The organism is Kitasatospora viridis (assembly GCF_007829815.1).
Classification (GTDB): Bacteria; Actinomycetota; Actinomycetes; order Streptomycetales; family Streptomycetaceae; genus Kitasatospora; species Kitasatospora viridis.
The window spans coordinates 157,161-174,195 of the sequence record NZ_VIWT01000009.1; the positions used below are offsets into that span (position 1 = coordinate 157,161).

The window sequence follows — 17,035 nt, forward strand, 5'->3', positions numbered from 1 at the left end:
CTCGCAATGACGGACCCGCACGCCCGGCCCACCCTCGGCGAGCTGTTCACCGCCTGGGTGGCCCGCACCCCGCAGGCGCCCGCCCTCACCGACGGCCGGCGGACCTGGACCTACCGGCAGCTCGCCGACCGGGCCGCCCACCTCGCGGCCGGCCTGCGCCGGCTCGGCGCCGGCCCCGAGCGCACCGTCGCGCTGGTGCTGCCCCGCTCGCCGGAGCTGATCACCGCCGAGCTCGCCACCACTCTGGCCGGCGCCGCGTTCCTGCCCGTGGACCCGTCCTACCCCGCCGACCGCCGCACCCTGATGCTGACCGACGCGGCGCCGGCGGTGGTCCTGGACGAGGCGCTGCTGCGGGAACTGACGGACGGTCAGCCGCAGGACCCGTGCCCGCCCGCCGCGGTCGACCCCGACCACGCCGCCTACCTGATCTACACCTCCGGCTCCACCGGCACCCCCAAGGGCGTCACCGTCACCCACCGCGGCATCGCCGGCTTCACCGCCGCCGCGGCCGAGCGGTACGCCGTCGGCCCCGGGGGCCGGGTGCTCCAGTTCTCCTCGCCGAGCTTCGACGCCTCGGTGCTGGAGCTGTGCGTCTCCGTGCTCTGCGGTGCCACGCTGGTGGTGCCGCCCGACGGGCCGTGGCTGGGCGAGGAGCTGGCCCAGGTGCTGGACGGGCACCGGATCAGCCACGCGCTGATCCCGCCCGCCGCGCTGGCCACCCTGCCCGACCCGGCCGCCACCGGGGCCGCTCGCCACCTGCGCACGCTGATCGTCGGCGCCGAGGCCTGCTCGGCGGCGCTGGTCCGCCGCTGGGCGCCCGGCCGACGCATGATCAACTCCTACGGTCCGACCGAGGCCACCATCGTCGCCAGCTGGACCGGCCCGCTCGCCCCCGGCGACGGCGAGCCCACCATCGGCGTGCCGCTCCCGACCGCCCGGGCGCACGTGCTGGACGCGGCGATGCGGCCGGCGGCGCCCGGCGCGGACGGCGAGCTCTTCGTCGGCGGCGACGGCGTGGCCCGCGGCTACCTGGGCCGCCCCGGCCTGACCGCCACCCGCTTCGTCGCCGACCCGTTCGGCCCGCCCGGCGCCCGGCTCTACCGCACCGGCGACCGGGCCCGCTGGACGGCGGACGGCGAACTGGAGTTCCTCGGCCGCCTCGACCGCCAGGTCAAGCTGCGCGGCTTCCGGATCGAACCCGGCGAGATCGAGGCCGCCCTGGTGCGGCAGCCGGGCGTCGCCGAGGCCGTCGTCGAGGTGCGCGAGGACGAGCCGGGGCGCCAACGCCTGGTCGGCTACGTCACCGCGGAACCCGGTCCGGACGGCCCCGCGCTCGACGGCCCCGGGCTGCGCGCCGCGCTCGCCGCCGAACTGCCCGCCCACCTGGTGCCGGCCGCCGTCATGGTCCTGACGGCCTTTCCGCTGACGCCGCAGCACAAGATCGACCGCCGCGCCCTGCCCGCGCCCGAGCCCGCCGCCGCCCGCACCGACGGCGCCACCGTGCCCCGCACGCCCGCCGAGCGGGCGATCGCCGAGCTCTGGGCCGAGCTGCTCGGCCTCGGGAGCGTCGGCGTCGAGGACGACTTCTTCGAGCTCGGCGGCGACTCCGTGCTCGCCGCCCGCCTGCTCGCCCGGATCCGCGAGCGGCTCGGCGCGCGCCTGACGCTGCGCCAGGCCTTCACCGCCCGCACCGTCGCCGAACTGGCCGAACTGGCCGTCCCCGATGACCGGGCCGCACAAGGCGGTGACCCCGACCCGATCCCGCCCGCGCCGCGCGACCGCCCGCTGCCGCTCTCCAGCACCCAGCGCCGGCTCTGGTTCCTCGACGACCTCGAACCCGGCGGCACCGCCTACAACACCGGCCTCGCCCTCGCCCTGCGCGGCCCGCTCGACCAGCCCGCCCTGCAACGCGCCCTGCACCGCCTGGCCGCCCGCCACGACGCGCTGTGCACCCGCTTCGCCACCGTCGACGGCCGGGGCGTCCAACTGGTCGACGCCGAGCCGCAGCTGACGCTGCGCACGGCCGAACCGGGCCCCGGCCGCAGCGTCGAGCAGCTGCTGACCGAGGAGCTGCGCCGCCCCTTCGACCTCGCCACCGGCCCGCTCACCCGCGCCCTGCTGGTCCGCCGCGCCGACGACGACCAGGTGCTGCTGCTCGCCCAGCACCACATCGTCACCGACGGCTGGACGGTCGGCCTGCTCACCCGCGAACTGGCCGCCCTCTACCGCGCCGAGACCACCGGCGCACCCGACGGCCTGCCCGCCCCCGCCACCCAGTACCCGGACTACGCGCTCTGGGAGAGCGGCCGCACGCACACCGACGGACTCGCCTACTGGAGGCGGCAGCTGACCGGGCTGCACACCCCCGAGCTGCCCGTCGACCACCCCCGCCCGGCCGTGCGCGCCACCGCCGGCGACGCGCACCGCCACCGGCTGCCCGCCGAGCTGGTGACCCGGCTGCGCCGGCTGGCCGCCGGGCGCGGCACCACCGTCTTCACCCTGTTCGCCGGCGCCGCCGCCCTGCTGCTGGCCCGCAGCTCGGGCCGGCGCGACGTGGCGCTCGGCACCGTCACCAACGGCCGCGACCGCCGCGAACTGGAGCAGGTGGCCGGCTTCTTCGTCAACACCGTGGTGCTGCGCGCCGACGTCGACGACACCGCCACGGTGGACGACTACCTGACCGGGCTGCGGAGCACCCTGCTGGACGCCTTCGCGCACGACCAGGTGCCCTTCGACGCGGTGGTCGACGAACTCGCCCCGCCCCGCGACCCCAGCCGCACCCCGTTGGTGCAGGCCCTGGTGGTGCAGCAGCTCGCCCCGCCCGCGCCGATCGCGGCCGGCCCGCTCACCGTCACCGAGCACCCGCTGCCCCGCCCGGTGGCCCGCTTCGACCTGGTGCTGGAGTTCACCCCCGTGCCCGACGGCGGCTTCGAGCTGACGCTGGAGTACAGCACCGCGCTCTTCGAGGCCGCCACCGTGCGCCGACTGGCCGGCTACCTGCACCAGCTGCTGGCCGGCATGGCCGACGGGCCGCAGCGCACCCTCGCCCAACTGCCGCTGGTCACCGAGTCGGAGCAGCGCGCGCTGACCGGCCCCGTGCGGGACCGCCGGCTCGGTGTGCCCGTGCCGCCCGGCATCGCGGGCGAGCTGTACCGGGACGGCGCCGCCACCGGGGAGCTGGCCCGGATCCGCGCCGACGGCGAAACGGTCCACCTCGGCCCCGTCGAGCCGGCCGCGGCGCCCGCCCGCTCGATGGAGCCGAGCACCGAACGGCGTGGGCGGGCCGCCCGCCACGTGCCGCCCCGCACGCCCACCGAACGCACCCTGGCCGCCCTGCTCGCCGAGCTGCTGCGGGCGGAGCGGGTCGGCGCGGACGACAACTTCTTCGAGCTCGGCGGCGACTCCATCCTCAGCATCCAGCTGGTCGCCCAGGCCCGGCAGGCCGGGCTCGCGCTCACCTCCCGGGACGTCTACCAGCACCAGACCGTCGCGGCGCTGGCCCGCCGCGCCGACGAGGCCGGGCCGCTCGTGCCCGACGCCCGCCCCGCCGAACCGGCCACCGGACCGGCCCCGCTGACACCCATCCAGGACTGGCTGCTGGCCCGCGACGGCGCCGCCCACTTCGCCCAGGCGGTCTCGCTCCTGCTACCGGCCGACCTGGACCCGGACGCCTTGGAACAGGCGCTGGGCGACCTGACGGACCATCACGACGCGCTGCGCGCCCGGTTCCCCGGCGGCCCGCACTGGCAGGTCGAGCAGCCGGGCGAACGGATCACGCTGGACCGGCACACCGGCCCGGACACCGACACCCCGCACCACGGCCCGTTCCGCCTGGACGGCGGCCCGCTGCTGCGCGCCGTGCTGCACGAGCGCGGGCCGGACCGCCCGCCCGTGCTGCACCTGGCCGTGCACCACCTGGTGGTGGACGGGGTCTCCTGGCGCCTGCTGCTCGCGGACCTGGACCTCGCCTACCGGGCCCGCCGGGCCGGGCGGCCGCCCGAGCTGCCCGCCAAGACCACGCCGATGCGCCAATGGGCGGCCCGGCTGGCCGAGTTCGCTGCCGACGGCGGCTTCGACCCGGAGCGCGCCTACTGGACCGGCATCGCCGAGCAGGCCGCCGCGCTGCCCGCGCCCGACGGGCCGGCGCCCGGCCGCTACGCCGACACCCGCATGCTCACCACCCGCCTCGGCGCCGGCCTGAGCGCCGCCCTGCTGCGCACCCTGCCCGAGACCTACCGCACCCGGATCAACGACGTGCTGCTCGCCGCGCTCGGCCGGGCGCTGGGCGAGTGGACCGGCCGGGAGCGGGTGCTGGTGGAGGTCGAGGGCCACGGCCGCGAGGAGCTCTTCGCCGACCTGGACACCAGCCGCACCGTCGGCTGGTTCACCTCCCGCCACCCGCTGCTGCTCCCCGCCGCCCCGGGGGCCGACTGGGTGGACGGCGCGCTCAAGCGGGTCAAGGAGCAGCTGCGCGCCGTGCCCCGGCGCGGCCTGGGGCACGACGTGCTGCGCCACCTGGTGCCGGGCGCGCTGCCCGAGCCGCCCACGGCGCTGCTGAGCTTCAACTACCTGGGCCGGATGACCGCCGCCGACGACCCGGACGGCCTGCTCCGGGGCGAGCTGCGCCCGCTGGAGCTGGACGCCGACCCGGCCGCCGCCCGCCCGCACGCCCTCGAACTGGTCGGCCGGCTCGACGGCGAGGAGCTGGAGTTCAGCTGGCTCCACCCGGCGGGCCACGAGCAGCGGACCGCCGAGCTCGCCGAGCACTTCACCAGCGCGCTGGCCGCGATCGCCCGGCACGCCACCCGGCCCGGCAGCGCGGGCCGCACCCCGGGCGACTTCCCGCTCGCCCGGCTCGACCAGGCGGCCGTCGACCGGATCGCCGGCGCCGACCCGGGCGCGCTGGACGACGTCCACCCGCTCACCCCCACCCAGGCCGGCATGCTCTTCCACGGCCTCGCCCAGGGCGACGGGGGCGTCTACCACCAGCAGCTCACCTTCGAGCTGGCCGGCGTGAGCGACCCCGAGCGGCTGGCCGCCGCCTGGCAGCGGGTCACCGACCGCACGCCGGTGCTGCGCGGGCGGGCGGTCTGGCAGGACGTCCCCGAGCCGGTTTTCGCCGTGGAGCGAAACATCGCGCTGCCGGTGCGTCAGCTGGACTGGCGTCAGCTGACGCAGCCGCAGCAGGGCGAGGCACTGCGGCGGCTGACGGCCGAGGACCCGGGCATCGAGCTCGACCGGGCCCCGCTGCAACGCCTGGTGATCGCCCGGCTCACCGACCGCTCGGTGCGGGTGCTGTGGACCTTCCACCACCTGCTGCTCGACGGCTGGAGCCTGTTCCAGGTGCTCGCCGACGTCTTCGCCGCACACGCCGACCCCGGCGCCGAGCTGCCCGAACGCCGCCCGTTCCGCGACTACCTCGGCTGGCTGGCCGAGCAGGACACCGCCGCCGCCGAGGCCCACTGGCAGCGCCGGCTGGCCGGACTGGCCGAGGCCACCCCGCTGCCCTACGACCGGGAACCGCGCGAGAGCCACCGCGCCGAGTCCACCGCCGCCCTGCGCGCCGCCGTGCCCGCCGCCACCACCCGGGCCCTGGAAGAACTCGCCCGCAGCGCCGGACTCACCCTCAACACCCTGGTCCAGGGCGCCTGGGCGGTGCTGCTGAGCCGGCTCTCCGGCCGCTCCGAGGTGGTCTTCGGCACCACCGTCTCCGGCCGCCCGCCCGAGCTGGCCGGCGCCGAGGCGATCACCGGCCTGTTCATCACCACCCTGCCCACCCGGGTCACCGTGCCCGGGCGGGGCAGCACGCTGGACTGGCTGCGCCACCTCCAGCAGACCCAGAGCGAGGACCGCCGGCACGGCCACCTGCCGCTCGGCCGGCTCGCCGCCGCCACCGAACTGCCCGAGCGGGTCGCCCTGTTCGACAGCATCGTGGTATTCGAGAACTACCCCGTGGACGGCGACCTCGCCGCCGCCCACGGCCTGCGGATGACCGGGCTGGACGGCGTCGAGACCACCAACTACCCGCTCAACCTGATCGCCTACCCCGGCCCCGAGCTCACCCTGCGCTTCGGCTACGACCCCGGGCTGCTCGACGCCGCGACCGTCGAGCGGCTCGCCGAGTACCTCACCGTGCTGCTCACCGGCCTCGCCGCCGACCCGCACCGTCCGCCCGCGCTGCTGCCGCTGCTCACCGCGCAGCGCCGCGCGCAGGTGCTGGAGCAGTGGAACGACACCGCCGTCGAGCCGCCGGCTGCCGGCGTCGCCGAGCTGTTCGCCGCCCAGGTGAGCCGCAACCCCGACGCGATCGCCCTGGAGAGCGGGCCCGAGCGGCTCAGCTACCGGGAGCTGGACCAGCGGGCGGCCGCGATCGCCGCCCGGCTGGCGGCCTCGGGCGTGGGCGCGGAGCGGCCGGTCGCGGTGCTGATGGACCGTTCGGTCACCCTGGCGGCCGTCCAGCTCGCGCTGGTGCGCCTGGGCGCGGTCTTCGTGCCGCTGGACGGGCGGGCGCCCGAGGAGCGGCTGCGCCGGATGCTCGCCGAGGCGGGCGCCGACCTGCTGCTCACCGACGGGCGCTGGGAGCAGACCGCGCGGGCCGTGCTGCCCGGCGGACAGGTGCTGGAGCCGGCGGGCTGGACGGGCGAGCCCTCGGACCTCCCGTTCCCGCACCCCGACACCCTCCAGTACCTGATGTTCACCTCCGGCTCCACCGGCCTGCCCAAGGGCGTCGCGGTGCGCCAGCGCGACGTCGCCGCGCTCGCCCTGGACCGCGCCTTCGCGGGGCACGACCGGGTGCTGGTGCACTCGCCGCACGCCTTCGACGCCGCCACCTACGAGTTCTGGGTGCCGCTGCTGCGCGGCGGCACCGCCGTGCTGGCGCCGCCCGGCGCCGACCTGGACGCCGCCGCCGTCCGCCGCGCCATCGGCGAACAGGGCGTGCGCTGCCTCTGGTTGACCGCCGGCCTGTTCCGGCTGCTCGCCCAGGAGGACCCCGCCTGCCTGCGCGGCGCCCGCGAGGTGTGGACCGGCGGCGAGGCCGTGCCCGGCGCGGTGGTGCGCCGAGTCCTGGACGCCTGCCCGGAGTTGACCGTGGTCAACGGCTACGGCCCCACGGAGACCACCACCTTCGCCACCCAGCGGCCGTTCCGCGCGGGCGAAGTGCTGCCCGCCGCGCTGCCCATCGGCCGCCCGCTCGACAACACCCGCACCTACGTGCTGGACCGGCAGCTGCGGCCGCTGCCGCCGGGCGTCCCCGGCGAGCTGTACCTGGCCGGCGCCGGCCTGGCCCGCGGCTACTTCGCCCGCCCCGGCGCGACGGCCGCCCGCTACCTCGCCGACCCGTACGGCGCGCCCGGCACCCGGATGTACCGCACCGGCGACCTGGCCGCCTGGAGCGCCGACGGCGAGCTGCGCTTCGTCGGCCGGGCCGACGCCCAGCTCAAGATCCGCGGCTTCCGGGTCGAACCCGCCGAGATCGAGGCCCGACTGACGGACCATCAGGCCGTTGCCGAGGCCGTGGTCTCGCTGCACCGGCAAGGCGGCCGCAAGCTGCTGGTCGCCCACCTGGTCACCGCCGCCGGCGCGGCCCCGGCCACCGCCGAGCTGCGCGCCTGGCTGGCCGCCGAACTGCCCGACTACATGGTGCCCGCCGCCTTCGTCACCGTCCCGGTGCTGCCGCTCACCGCCAACGGCAAGGTGGACCACCGCCGCCTGCCCGCACCCGAGTTCGGCACCGCCGGGCCCGCCCACCGGGCGCCCGGCACGCCCGCCGAGGAGCTGCTGGCCGGCATCTGGTCCGAGCTGCTCGGCGTCGACCCGGTGGGCGCCGACGACAACTTCTTCATGCTCGGCGGCGATTCGATCCTGAGCATCCAGGTGGTCTCCCGGGCCCGGGCCGCCGGCCTCGCGCTCACCCCCCGCGACCTGTTCCGCCACCCCGTGCTCTCCGCGCTGGCCGCCGCGGCCGGCACCGCCGCGACCGTCGCCGGCACCGAACCGGTCGCCGGCCCGGTCGAGTTGACGCCGATCCAGCACTGGCTGCTGGCCGCCGAACCCGAACACAACGACCAGTACCTGCTGATCGACACCCCGCCGCAGGTCGACCAGGACGCACTGCGCCAGGCCCTGGCGGCGCTCTGGCGCCGGCACGACGCGCTGCGCGCCCGCTTCGAGCACGCCGACGGGCAGTGGCGGCAGAGCTGCGCGCCCGCCGACGACCCGGCCCCCGAACTGCTGCGCGTCGCCGAGCTCGCCACCGAGCAGGCCATCGCCGAGGTGCACGCCCGCCTGGGTCTGGCCGAACCCCTGTTCACCGCCCAGCTGTTCACCGGCTCGGCCCAACTGCTGCTCGCCGCGCACCACCTGGTGGTGGACGGCGTCTCCTGGCGGATCCTGCTGGAGGACCTGGAGACCGCCTACCGCCAGGCCCGCGACGGCGCACCCGTGCACCTGCCCGCCCGCACCAGCTCGGTGCGCGAGTGGGCCCGCCGACTGCGCGCCCGCACCGAAGCCGGCGCCTTCGACGCCGAGCGCGAGCACTGGCGCACCGCCGCGTGGCACAGCGGCGCGCCGCTGCCGGCGGACCGCGAGGGCCCCAACACCGTGGCGAGCACCGCCGCCGTCACCGTCCGGCTGGACCGCGAGCGCACCGAGCGGCTGCTGCGCCGGGTGCCCGCCGTCTACCGCACCCGGATCGACGACGTGCTGCTCACCGCGCTCGGCCGGGTGCTCGCCGACTGGACCGGCCGCTCCACCGTCGCCGTCGGCCTGGAGGGCCACGGCCGCGAGGACCAGCTCTTCACCGACCTCGACCTGTCACGCACCGTCGGCTGGTTCACCAGCCTCTACCCCGTCGCCCTGGAGCTGCCCGAGGGCGGCGGGTGGGGCGCGGCCCTGAAGGCCGTCAAGGAGCGGCTGCGCGCCGTGCCGCAGCGCGGCCTCGGCTACGGCGCGCTGCGCCACCTGGCCCGGGACGCCGAGCTGGCCGCCCTGCCCGCGCCCGCCGTCAGCTTCAACTACCTGGGCCGCTTCGACTGGAGCGCCGAGGACGGCGCCCTGGTCCGCGCCGTGCCGCACGGGCTGGCCGGTGCCGAGGCGCCCGGGGCCGAGCGCCCGCACCTGCTCGACGTGGTCGCCCGGGTGGAGGACGGCGAACTGGCCGTCAGTTGGCACTACAGCACCGGGCGGCACGCGCCCGGCACCGTCACCGGCCTGGCCGAGGCCATGCTGGCGGCGCTCGACGGCATCCTCGCGCACTGCGCCGAGCCCGGCGCGGGCGGCCGCACCCCCTCCGACTTCCCGCTCGCGGGCCTCGACCAGGCCGCCCTGGACCGGGTGGCCGGGACCGGACGCGAGGTCGACGACCTCTACCCGCTGACGCCGACCCAGGCCGGCATGCTCTTCCACCACCTGATGGAGCCGGACGGCGACAGCTACCTCAACCAGGTGGTGCTGGTGCTCGGCGGCGTCACCGACCCGGACGCGCTGGCCCGGGCCTGGCAGCACACCGCCGACGCCAACCCGGTGCTGCGCACCCGCCTGGTCTGGCAGGAGACCGCCGAACCGCTGCAACTGGTCGCCCGCCGCGCCACCGTGCCGGTGGCCAGGCTGGACTGGTCCGACCGGCCGGCCGACTGGTGCGAGCAGGAACTGGACCGGCTGCTCGCCGAGGACCGGGCGGCCCGGATCGACCTGGCGGCCGCGCCGCTGTGGCGGCTCGCGCTGATCCGGCTCTCCGGCGACCGGGTGCGGCTGGTGTGGACCTTCCACCACGTGCTGCTGGACGGCTGGAGCGCGGCCCAGGTCTTCGACGAGGTCTGCACCCGGTACGCCGGCCTCGCGGTGCCCGAGCGGGCGCCGTTCGCCGAGTACCTGCGCTGGCTGGACGGGCAGGACGGCGCGGTGGCCGAGCGGCACTGGCGCGCGGTGCTGGACGGCTTCACCGCGCCCACCCCGCTGCCGCGCACCGGGCCGGGCGGCGGCGCACCCGCCTCCGTGCTGGTCACCCTGGACGCCGAGCACTCGGCCCGGCTGCGCCAGGCGGCGCAGCGGGCCGGACTGACCGTCAACACCGTGCTGCAGGGCGCCTGGGCGCTGCTGCTCTCGCGCTTCGGCGGCGGGGCCGACGTGGTCTTCGGCAGCACCGTGTCGGGCCGGCCGGCCGAACTGCCCGGGGTGACCGGGATGGTCGGACTGTTCATCAACACCCTGCCGACCCGGGCCCGGATCGAGGGCGGGCGCCGGGTGCTGGACTGGCTCGGCGAGCTCCAGGCCGCCCAGTCGGAGGCCCGCCGGCACGAGGCGGTCTCGCTGGCGCAGCTGCAGAACTGGAGCGGACTGCCGGGCGGGACGGCGCTCTTCGAGAGCATCCTGGTCTTCGAGAACTACCCGCTGGACGGCGACGCCCCGGCTCGCCTGGGCCTCACCGTGCACCCGGAGCGGGACGTGGAGCCGACCAGCTACCCGCTCAGCGTGGTGGTGGCGCCCGGCGAGGTGCTGACCGTCCACCTGGACCACGACGCCGGCGCCTTCGACCGGCCCACCGTCGAGGCGATGGGGGCGGGCCTGCGCACGCTGCTCGCCGCGATCGCCGCCGACCCGGAGCGCACCCTGGCCGAGCTGCCGCTGCTGGACGCGGGGGAGCAGCGCGCCCTGCTGGAACGTTTCTCCTTCGTGGACGATGCGCCGAAACGTTTCGCCCACGGCCGGTCCGGCCCGGACACCGTCGCGGCGGCCTTCGCCGCACAGGCCGCCCGCACCCCCGACGCGCTCGCCGTCCAGGCGGGGGAGCAGCGGCTGACCTACCGTCAGCTCGACGAGCGCGCCAACCGACTCGCCCACCTGCTGCGCGAGGCCGGCGCCGGACCCGAGCGGTTCGTCGCCCTCGCCCTGCCCCGCACCGCCGACCTGGCCGTCGCCCTGCTCGCCGTGCTCAAGAGCGGCGCCGGCTACCTCCCGGTCGACCCCGGCTACCCGGCCGACCGGATCGCCTTCCTCCTCGCGGACGTGCGGCCCGACACCGTGCTCACCACCTCGGCGCTGGCCGAGCGGCTGCCGGCCGGGCGCACCGTGCTGCTCGACACCCCCGGGCTCACCGACCGCTACCCCGCCACCGCCCCCGCCACCGCGCTGACCGCCGCCCACCCGGCCTACGTGATCCACACCTCCGGCTCCACCGGCCGCCCCAAGGGCGTCGTGGTCAGCCACGCCTCGGTGCTCGCCCTCACCGACTGGGCCGCCGCCGAGTTCGGCCCGCACGGCCTGGAGCACGTGCTCGCCACCACCTCGCTCAGCTTCGACGTCTCGGTCTTCGAACTGCTCGCGCCGCTGCTGGCCGGCGGCACCGTCGAACTGCTGCCGAACCTGCTCGCCCTCGCCGACCGGCCCGGCCCCCGGCAGGCCGGACTGCTCAGCGCCGTGCCCTCCGCCCTCGGCCGCCTGCTCGCCGACGACACCGTGGCGCTCACCGCCCGCACCGTCGTGCTGGCCGGCGAGGCACTGCCCGCCCGGACGGTCCGTCAGGTGCGCGCCGCCGTCCCCGGCGCCCGGGTGTTCAACATCTACGGGCCCACCGAGGCCACCGTCTACGCCGCCGCCCACCCCTGTGACCCCGCCGACCCGGACACCGACCCGCCGATCGGCCGCCCCGTCGGCGCCACCCGCGCCTACCTGCTCGACGAGCGGCTGCGCCCGGTGCCCGCCGGCGCGCCCGGCGAGCTGTACCTGGCCGGCCCGGGCATCGCCCGCGGCTACCTGCGGCGGCCCGGGCTGAGCGCCCAGCGCTTCCTCGCCGACCCGTACGGCGCGCCGGGCAGCCGCATGTACCGCACCGGCGACCTGGCCCGCTGGACCGGTGCTGGAGAACTGGTGTACCTCGGCCGAACCGACGACCAGGTCAAGGTGCGCGGCTTCCGGATCGAACTCGGCGAGCTGGAGGCCGCGCTGGCCCGCCATCCGGCGGTCGCCGCCGCCGCGGCCCGGGTGGTCGAGCAGGACGGCCACCGCCGCCTCGCCGCCTACGCCGTGCTCCGCCCGGGCGCCACCGCCGACCCGGCCGAGCTGCGCGCCTTCCTGGCCGCCGGGCTGCCCGAACACCTGCTCCCCGCCGCCGTGCTGGAGCTTGCCGAGCTCCCGCTCGGCCCCTCCGGCAAACTGGACCGCCGCGCCCTGCCGCAACCCTCCTGGGCGCCCGCGCCCAGCACCCGGCACGTCGAGCCGCGCACCGCCGCCGAGCACACCCTCGCGGCGATCTGGTCCGAGGTGCTGGGCGTGCCCGGGATCGGCACCCGGGACAACTACTTCACCCTCGGCGGCGACTCCATCCTGGGCATCCAGATCGTCTCCGCCGCCCGCCGGGCCGGCCTCGCGCTCACCCCCCGGCACCTGTTCGCCCACCAGACCATCGCCGAACTCGCCCAAGCAGCCGAGCAGTTGCCCGCCCCCCAGGTCCTCGCGGAACAGGGCCCGATCACCGGCGAGGTCCCGCTCACCCCCGTTCAGCACTGGCTCCTCGGGACCCTGGACGGCGACCCGGCCCGCCTCACCCAGGCCGTCGCCTTCGAACTCGCCCCGCAGGCCGACCAGACGCTGCTGCGCCCGGCCCTCGCCGCCCTGCTCGACCAGCACGACGCGCTGCGCCTGCTCGCCGCGCCCGGCGCCGACGGGTGGTGGCGCCAGTGGCACGCCGAACCCGGCGCCGAACCGTGGCTGGAGCAGCGCACCCAACAGCCCGCCGCAGTCGCCGAGGAGCTCTGCGCCGGCTTCGACCTGGCCACCGGCCCGCTGCTGCGCGCCGCGCTCTGCCGGCCGCAGGACGACCGGCCCCCGGTGCTGGTGCTCGCCGCCCACCACCTGGTGGTGGACGCCGTCTCCTGGCGGATCCTGCTGGAGGACCTGGACACCGCCTACCGCGCGCTGCTGGCGGGCCGGCGCCCCGACCTCGGCCCCAAGACCAGCTCGCTGCGCAGCTGGTCCCGGCGCCTGGCCGCGCACACCGCCGACGGCGGCTTCGACCAGGAGACCGCCCACTGGCAGGCCGTGGTTGACGGTGCGTCAGGCCTGCCGGTCGACCTGCCCGGCGGCAACACCGCCGCCCAGGAGGAGTCGCTGACCGCCGGCCTGGACGCCGAGGAGACCCGTCGGCTGCTCCAGGAGGTGCCGCAGGCCTACCGCACCCGGATCAACGACGTGCTGCTCTGCGCGCTCGGCCGGGTGCTCGGCCGCTGGACCGGCCGCGACCGGGTGGCCGTCGCCCTGGAGGGCCACGGCCGCGAGGAGCTCTTCGCCGACCTCGACCTCTCCCGCACCGTGGGCTGGTTCACCGCCCTGCACCCGGTCGTGCTGCCCGCCGAGCCGGACGCCGAACCCGGCGCCGCGCTCAAGGCGGTCAAGGAGGCGCTGCGGGCCGTGCCGCGCGGCGGCCTCGGCTACGGCGCGCTGCGCCACCTGCGCGGCACCGAGCTGCCCCCGCTGCCCCGGCTCAGCTTCAACTACCTCGGCCAGCAGGACTGGACGGCCACCCCCGGCGGACTGCTCCGGGCCCCCAGCGGCGGGCTCACCGGCGGCCTGGACCCGGCCGCCGAGCGCCCGCACCTGATCGACGTCGTCGGGCAGGTCAGCGACAAACGGCTGGAGTTCACCTGGTCCTACGGCCGGGACGTGCACCACCGGGAGACCGTCGCCCGGCTCGCGGCCGAACTGACCCGGGAGCTGCGGGACATCATCGCGCACTGCGCCGAGCCCGGCGCGGGCGGCCGCACCCCGTCCGACTTCCCGCTCGCGGGGCTCGACCAGGCGGGCGTGGACCGGCTGGTCGGCACCGGGCGCGACGTCCTGGACGTGTACCCGCTCACCCCCAGCCAGGCCGGGCTGGTGGTGCACGGCCAGGCCTTCTACACCGAGCAGATCACCTTCGTGCTGGACGGCGTGCACGACCCCGCACTGCTCGCCGCCGCCTGGCAGCACGTCGTCGACCGCACCCCGATCCTGCGCACCGCCGTCGTCCTGCACCAGGGCAGCGCCCTGCAACTCGTCCACCGCACCGCCACCCTGCCGATCACCCGGCACGACTGGACCGGCCTCCCGGCGGAGCACCAAGAAGCCGAACTGGAACGGCTGCTGACGGAGCAGCGGGCGGACGGGCTGCCGCTGGAGCACCCGCCGCTGCTGCGCCTGGCCCTGGTCCGGCTCGGCCCGGCGAGCGTGCGGGTGGCGTGGACCTTCCACCACGTGCTGCTCGACGGCTGGAGCGTCTTCCACGTGCTCGGCGACGTGCTCGCCGCCCACGCCGCACTCGCGGCCGGCACCGAACCCCGGCTGCCCGAACGGCGCCCCTTCGCCGACTACGTCGGCTGGCTCGCCACCCGCTCCACCGAGGCCGCCGAGCGGCACTGGCGCACCGTGCTGGCCGGCCACCGGGCCGCCACCACCCTGCCCTACGACCGGCGGCCCGCACCCGGCGAGACCGCCCGCTGCGACCAGTGGCTCTCCACCCGGCTCACCGCCGAGCAGACCGGCCGGCTCCAGGAGTCCGCCCGCCGGCACCGGCTCACCCTCAACACCCTGGTCCAGGGCGCCTGGGCGCTGCTGCTCGCCCGCAGCGGCGGGGGAGACGACGTGCTCTTCGGCGCCACCGTCTCCGGCCGCCCCAGCGACCTGCCCGGCGCCGACACCATCACCGGCCTGTTCATCACCACCCTGCCCGCCCGGGTCGCCGTCGACGGCGCCGCCCCCGTGGCCGACTGGCTACGCGCCCTGCAACAGGCGAGCGCCGAGGACCGCCGGTTCGACCACCTGCCGCTGCCGGCCCTGCACGCGCTGACCGAACTGCCCGCCGGCCGCCCGCTCTTCGACAGCCTGCTGGTCTTCGAGAACTACCCGGTCGGCGACGCCACCGCCGGCGCGCATGGCCTGCTGGTGCGCGAGCTTGACGCCCGCGAGGCCACCAACTACCCGCTCACCGTGGTGGTCTCGCCCGGCGACCGGCTCAGCCTCGAACTCGGCCACGACCCCCGCTACTTCGACCGGCGGACCGCCGAAGCCCTGGCCGCCCGGCTGCGCCACACCCTGCTCGCGCTGGCCGACGGCCTCGATCCGGACGAGAGCGGCGAACCCGTGCCGCTGGGCCGGGTGGAGGTGCTGCCGCCCGCCGAACGCGAGCGGTTGCTGCACGGACCCACCCGCCCGGAGCGGCCCGCCACCGCCCCGGCCACCCTGCCCGAGCTGATCGAGGCGGCCGTGGACCGCTCACCCGACGCCCCCGCCCTGCACGCGCCCGGACACAGCCGCAGCTTCGCCGAACTCGACGCCGAGGCAAACCGGTTGGCTCACCGGCTGATCGCCCGCGGGGCCGGCCCCGGCACCCTGGTCGCCCTGCTGCTGCCCCGATCGGCCGAGATGGTGCTCGCCCAACTCGCCCTCAGCAAGGCCGGTGCCGCCTTCCTGCCGGTGGACCCCGGCTACCCCGCCGCGCGGATCGAACTGATGCTCCGTGACGCGGCGCCCGCACTCACCCTGGACGCGGCCGAACTCGCCGCCCTCACCGCGGCCACCGACGCGTGGGCGGCCCACCGCCCCACCGACGCCGACCGCACCCGCCCGCTGCACCTCGACGACCCCGCCTACCTGATCTTCACCTCCGGCTCCACCGGCACCCCCAAGGGCGTCCTGGTCACCCACCGCGGCCTGGCCGGCTTCGCCGCCGCCGAAGCCGAGCACCTCCAAGTCGCCCCCGGCGACCGGATCCTGGCCTTCGCCACCCCCAGCTTCGACGCCGCCGTGCTGGAGCTCTGCCTCTCCCTGCCGCACGGCGCCGCCCTGGTGGTGCCGGAGCCCGGCCCGCTGCTCGGCGCCCGGCTCGCCGAGGTGCTGCGCGAGGAGCGGATCACCCACACCCTGCTGCCGCCCGCCGCGCTCGCCACCCTGCCGCCCGACACCCCCGGCACCCTGCCCGCACTGAAGACCCTCGCCGTCGGAGCCGACGCCTGCCGGGCCGAACTCGTCGGCCGCTGGGCCCCGCACCACCGGATGGTCAACTGCTACGGACCCACCGAGGCCACCGTGGTCGCCACCTGGTCCGCGCCGCTGACCGCCGACGGCGCCGCCCCGCCGATCGGGCGCCCGCTGCCCGGCGTCCGCTGCTACGTGCTGGACGCCCGGCTGCGCCCGGTGCCCGACGGCGTGCCCGGCGAACTCTGGCTGGCCGGGCCCGGATTGGCCCGCGGCTACCTGGGCCGCCCCGGCCTGACCGCCGAACGCTTCCTCGCCGACCCGTTCGGCGAGGCAGGCACCCAGATGTACCGCACCGGAGACCTGGTGCGGCGCGACGGCGGCGAACTGCGCCACCTCGGCCGCACCGACCACCAGCTCAAGCTGAACGGCCTGCGGATCGAGGCCGGCGAGGTCGAGGCGGTGCTGCTGCGCCACCCGGCGGTGCTGGACGCCCTGGTGACGGTCCGCGAGGACGAGCCCGGGCTGCCCCGGCTGGTCGCCCACCTGCTCACCGTGCCGGGCGCCGAGGCGCCCACCGCCGCCGAGCTGCGGGAGAGCGCCGCCCGCCACCTGCCCGGCCAACTCGTGCCGACCGCCTACGCGGTGCTGGACGCCTTCCCGCTCACCGAGAACGGCAAGGTGGACCGGCGGGCCCTGCCCGCCCCCACACCCGCCGAACAGCCCGGCGCCGAACGGGTCGAGCCCCGCAACGCCGTCGAGGAGGTGCTGGCCGAGGCCTGGAGCGAGATCCTGGGCGGCCCGGTCGGCGTCACCGACGACTACTTCGACCTCGGCGGCGACTCGATGCGCGCCCTGCTGATCGCCTCCCGGGTCAACGAGGCCTTCGGCGTCACCCTCACCCCCCGCGACGTGCTGGTCGGCCGCACGGTCGCCGGCCTCGCGGAACTGGTCGAGGAGCAGGTCCTGAGCGAACTGGAGGCGGCCGCCGGTGAATCCGCCGGCTGACGCCCCGCGACCGAACCATCCGGCGCCACCCCGGCCGGAGCCGAGCCCACCCGCCGCCGCACGCGACACCGGCGCACCCGAC

Annotated in this window: 1 protein-coding gene; it reads left to right on the forward strand. The window is 77.0% G+C overall.

Annotated elements, in window-relative coordinates; all coding sequences use genetic code 11:
• Positions 1–6: 6 nt before the first annotated feature.
• Complete coding sequence (locus FHX73_RS43840; protein WP_145911726.1) at positions 7–16,953, forward strand: non-ribosomal peptide synthase/polyketide synthase; 16,947 nt, start codon at positions 7–9, stop codon at positions 16,951–16,953.
• Positions 16,954–17,035 lie beyond the last annotated feature (82 nt).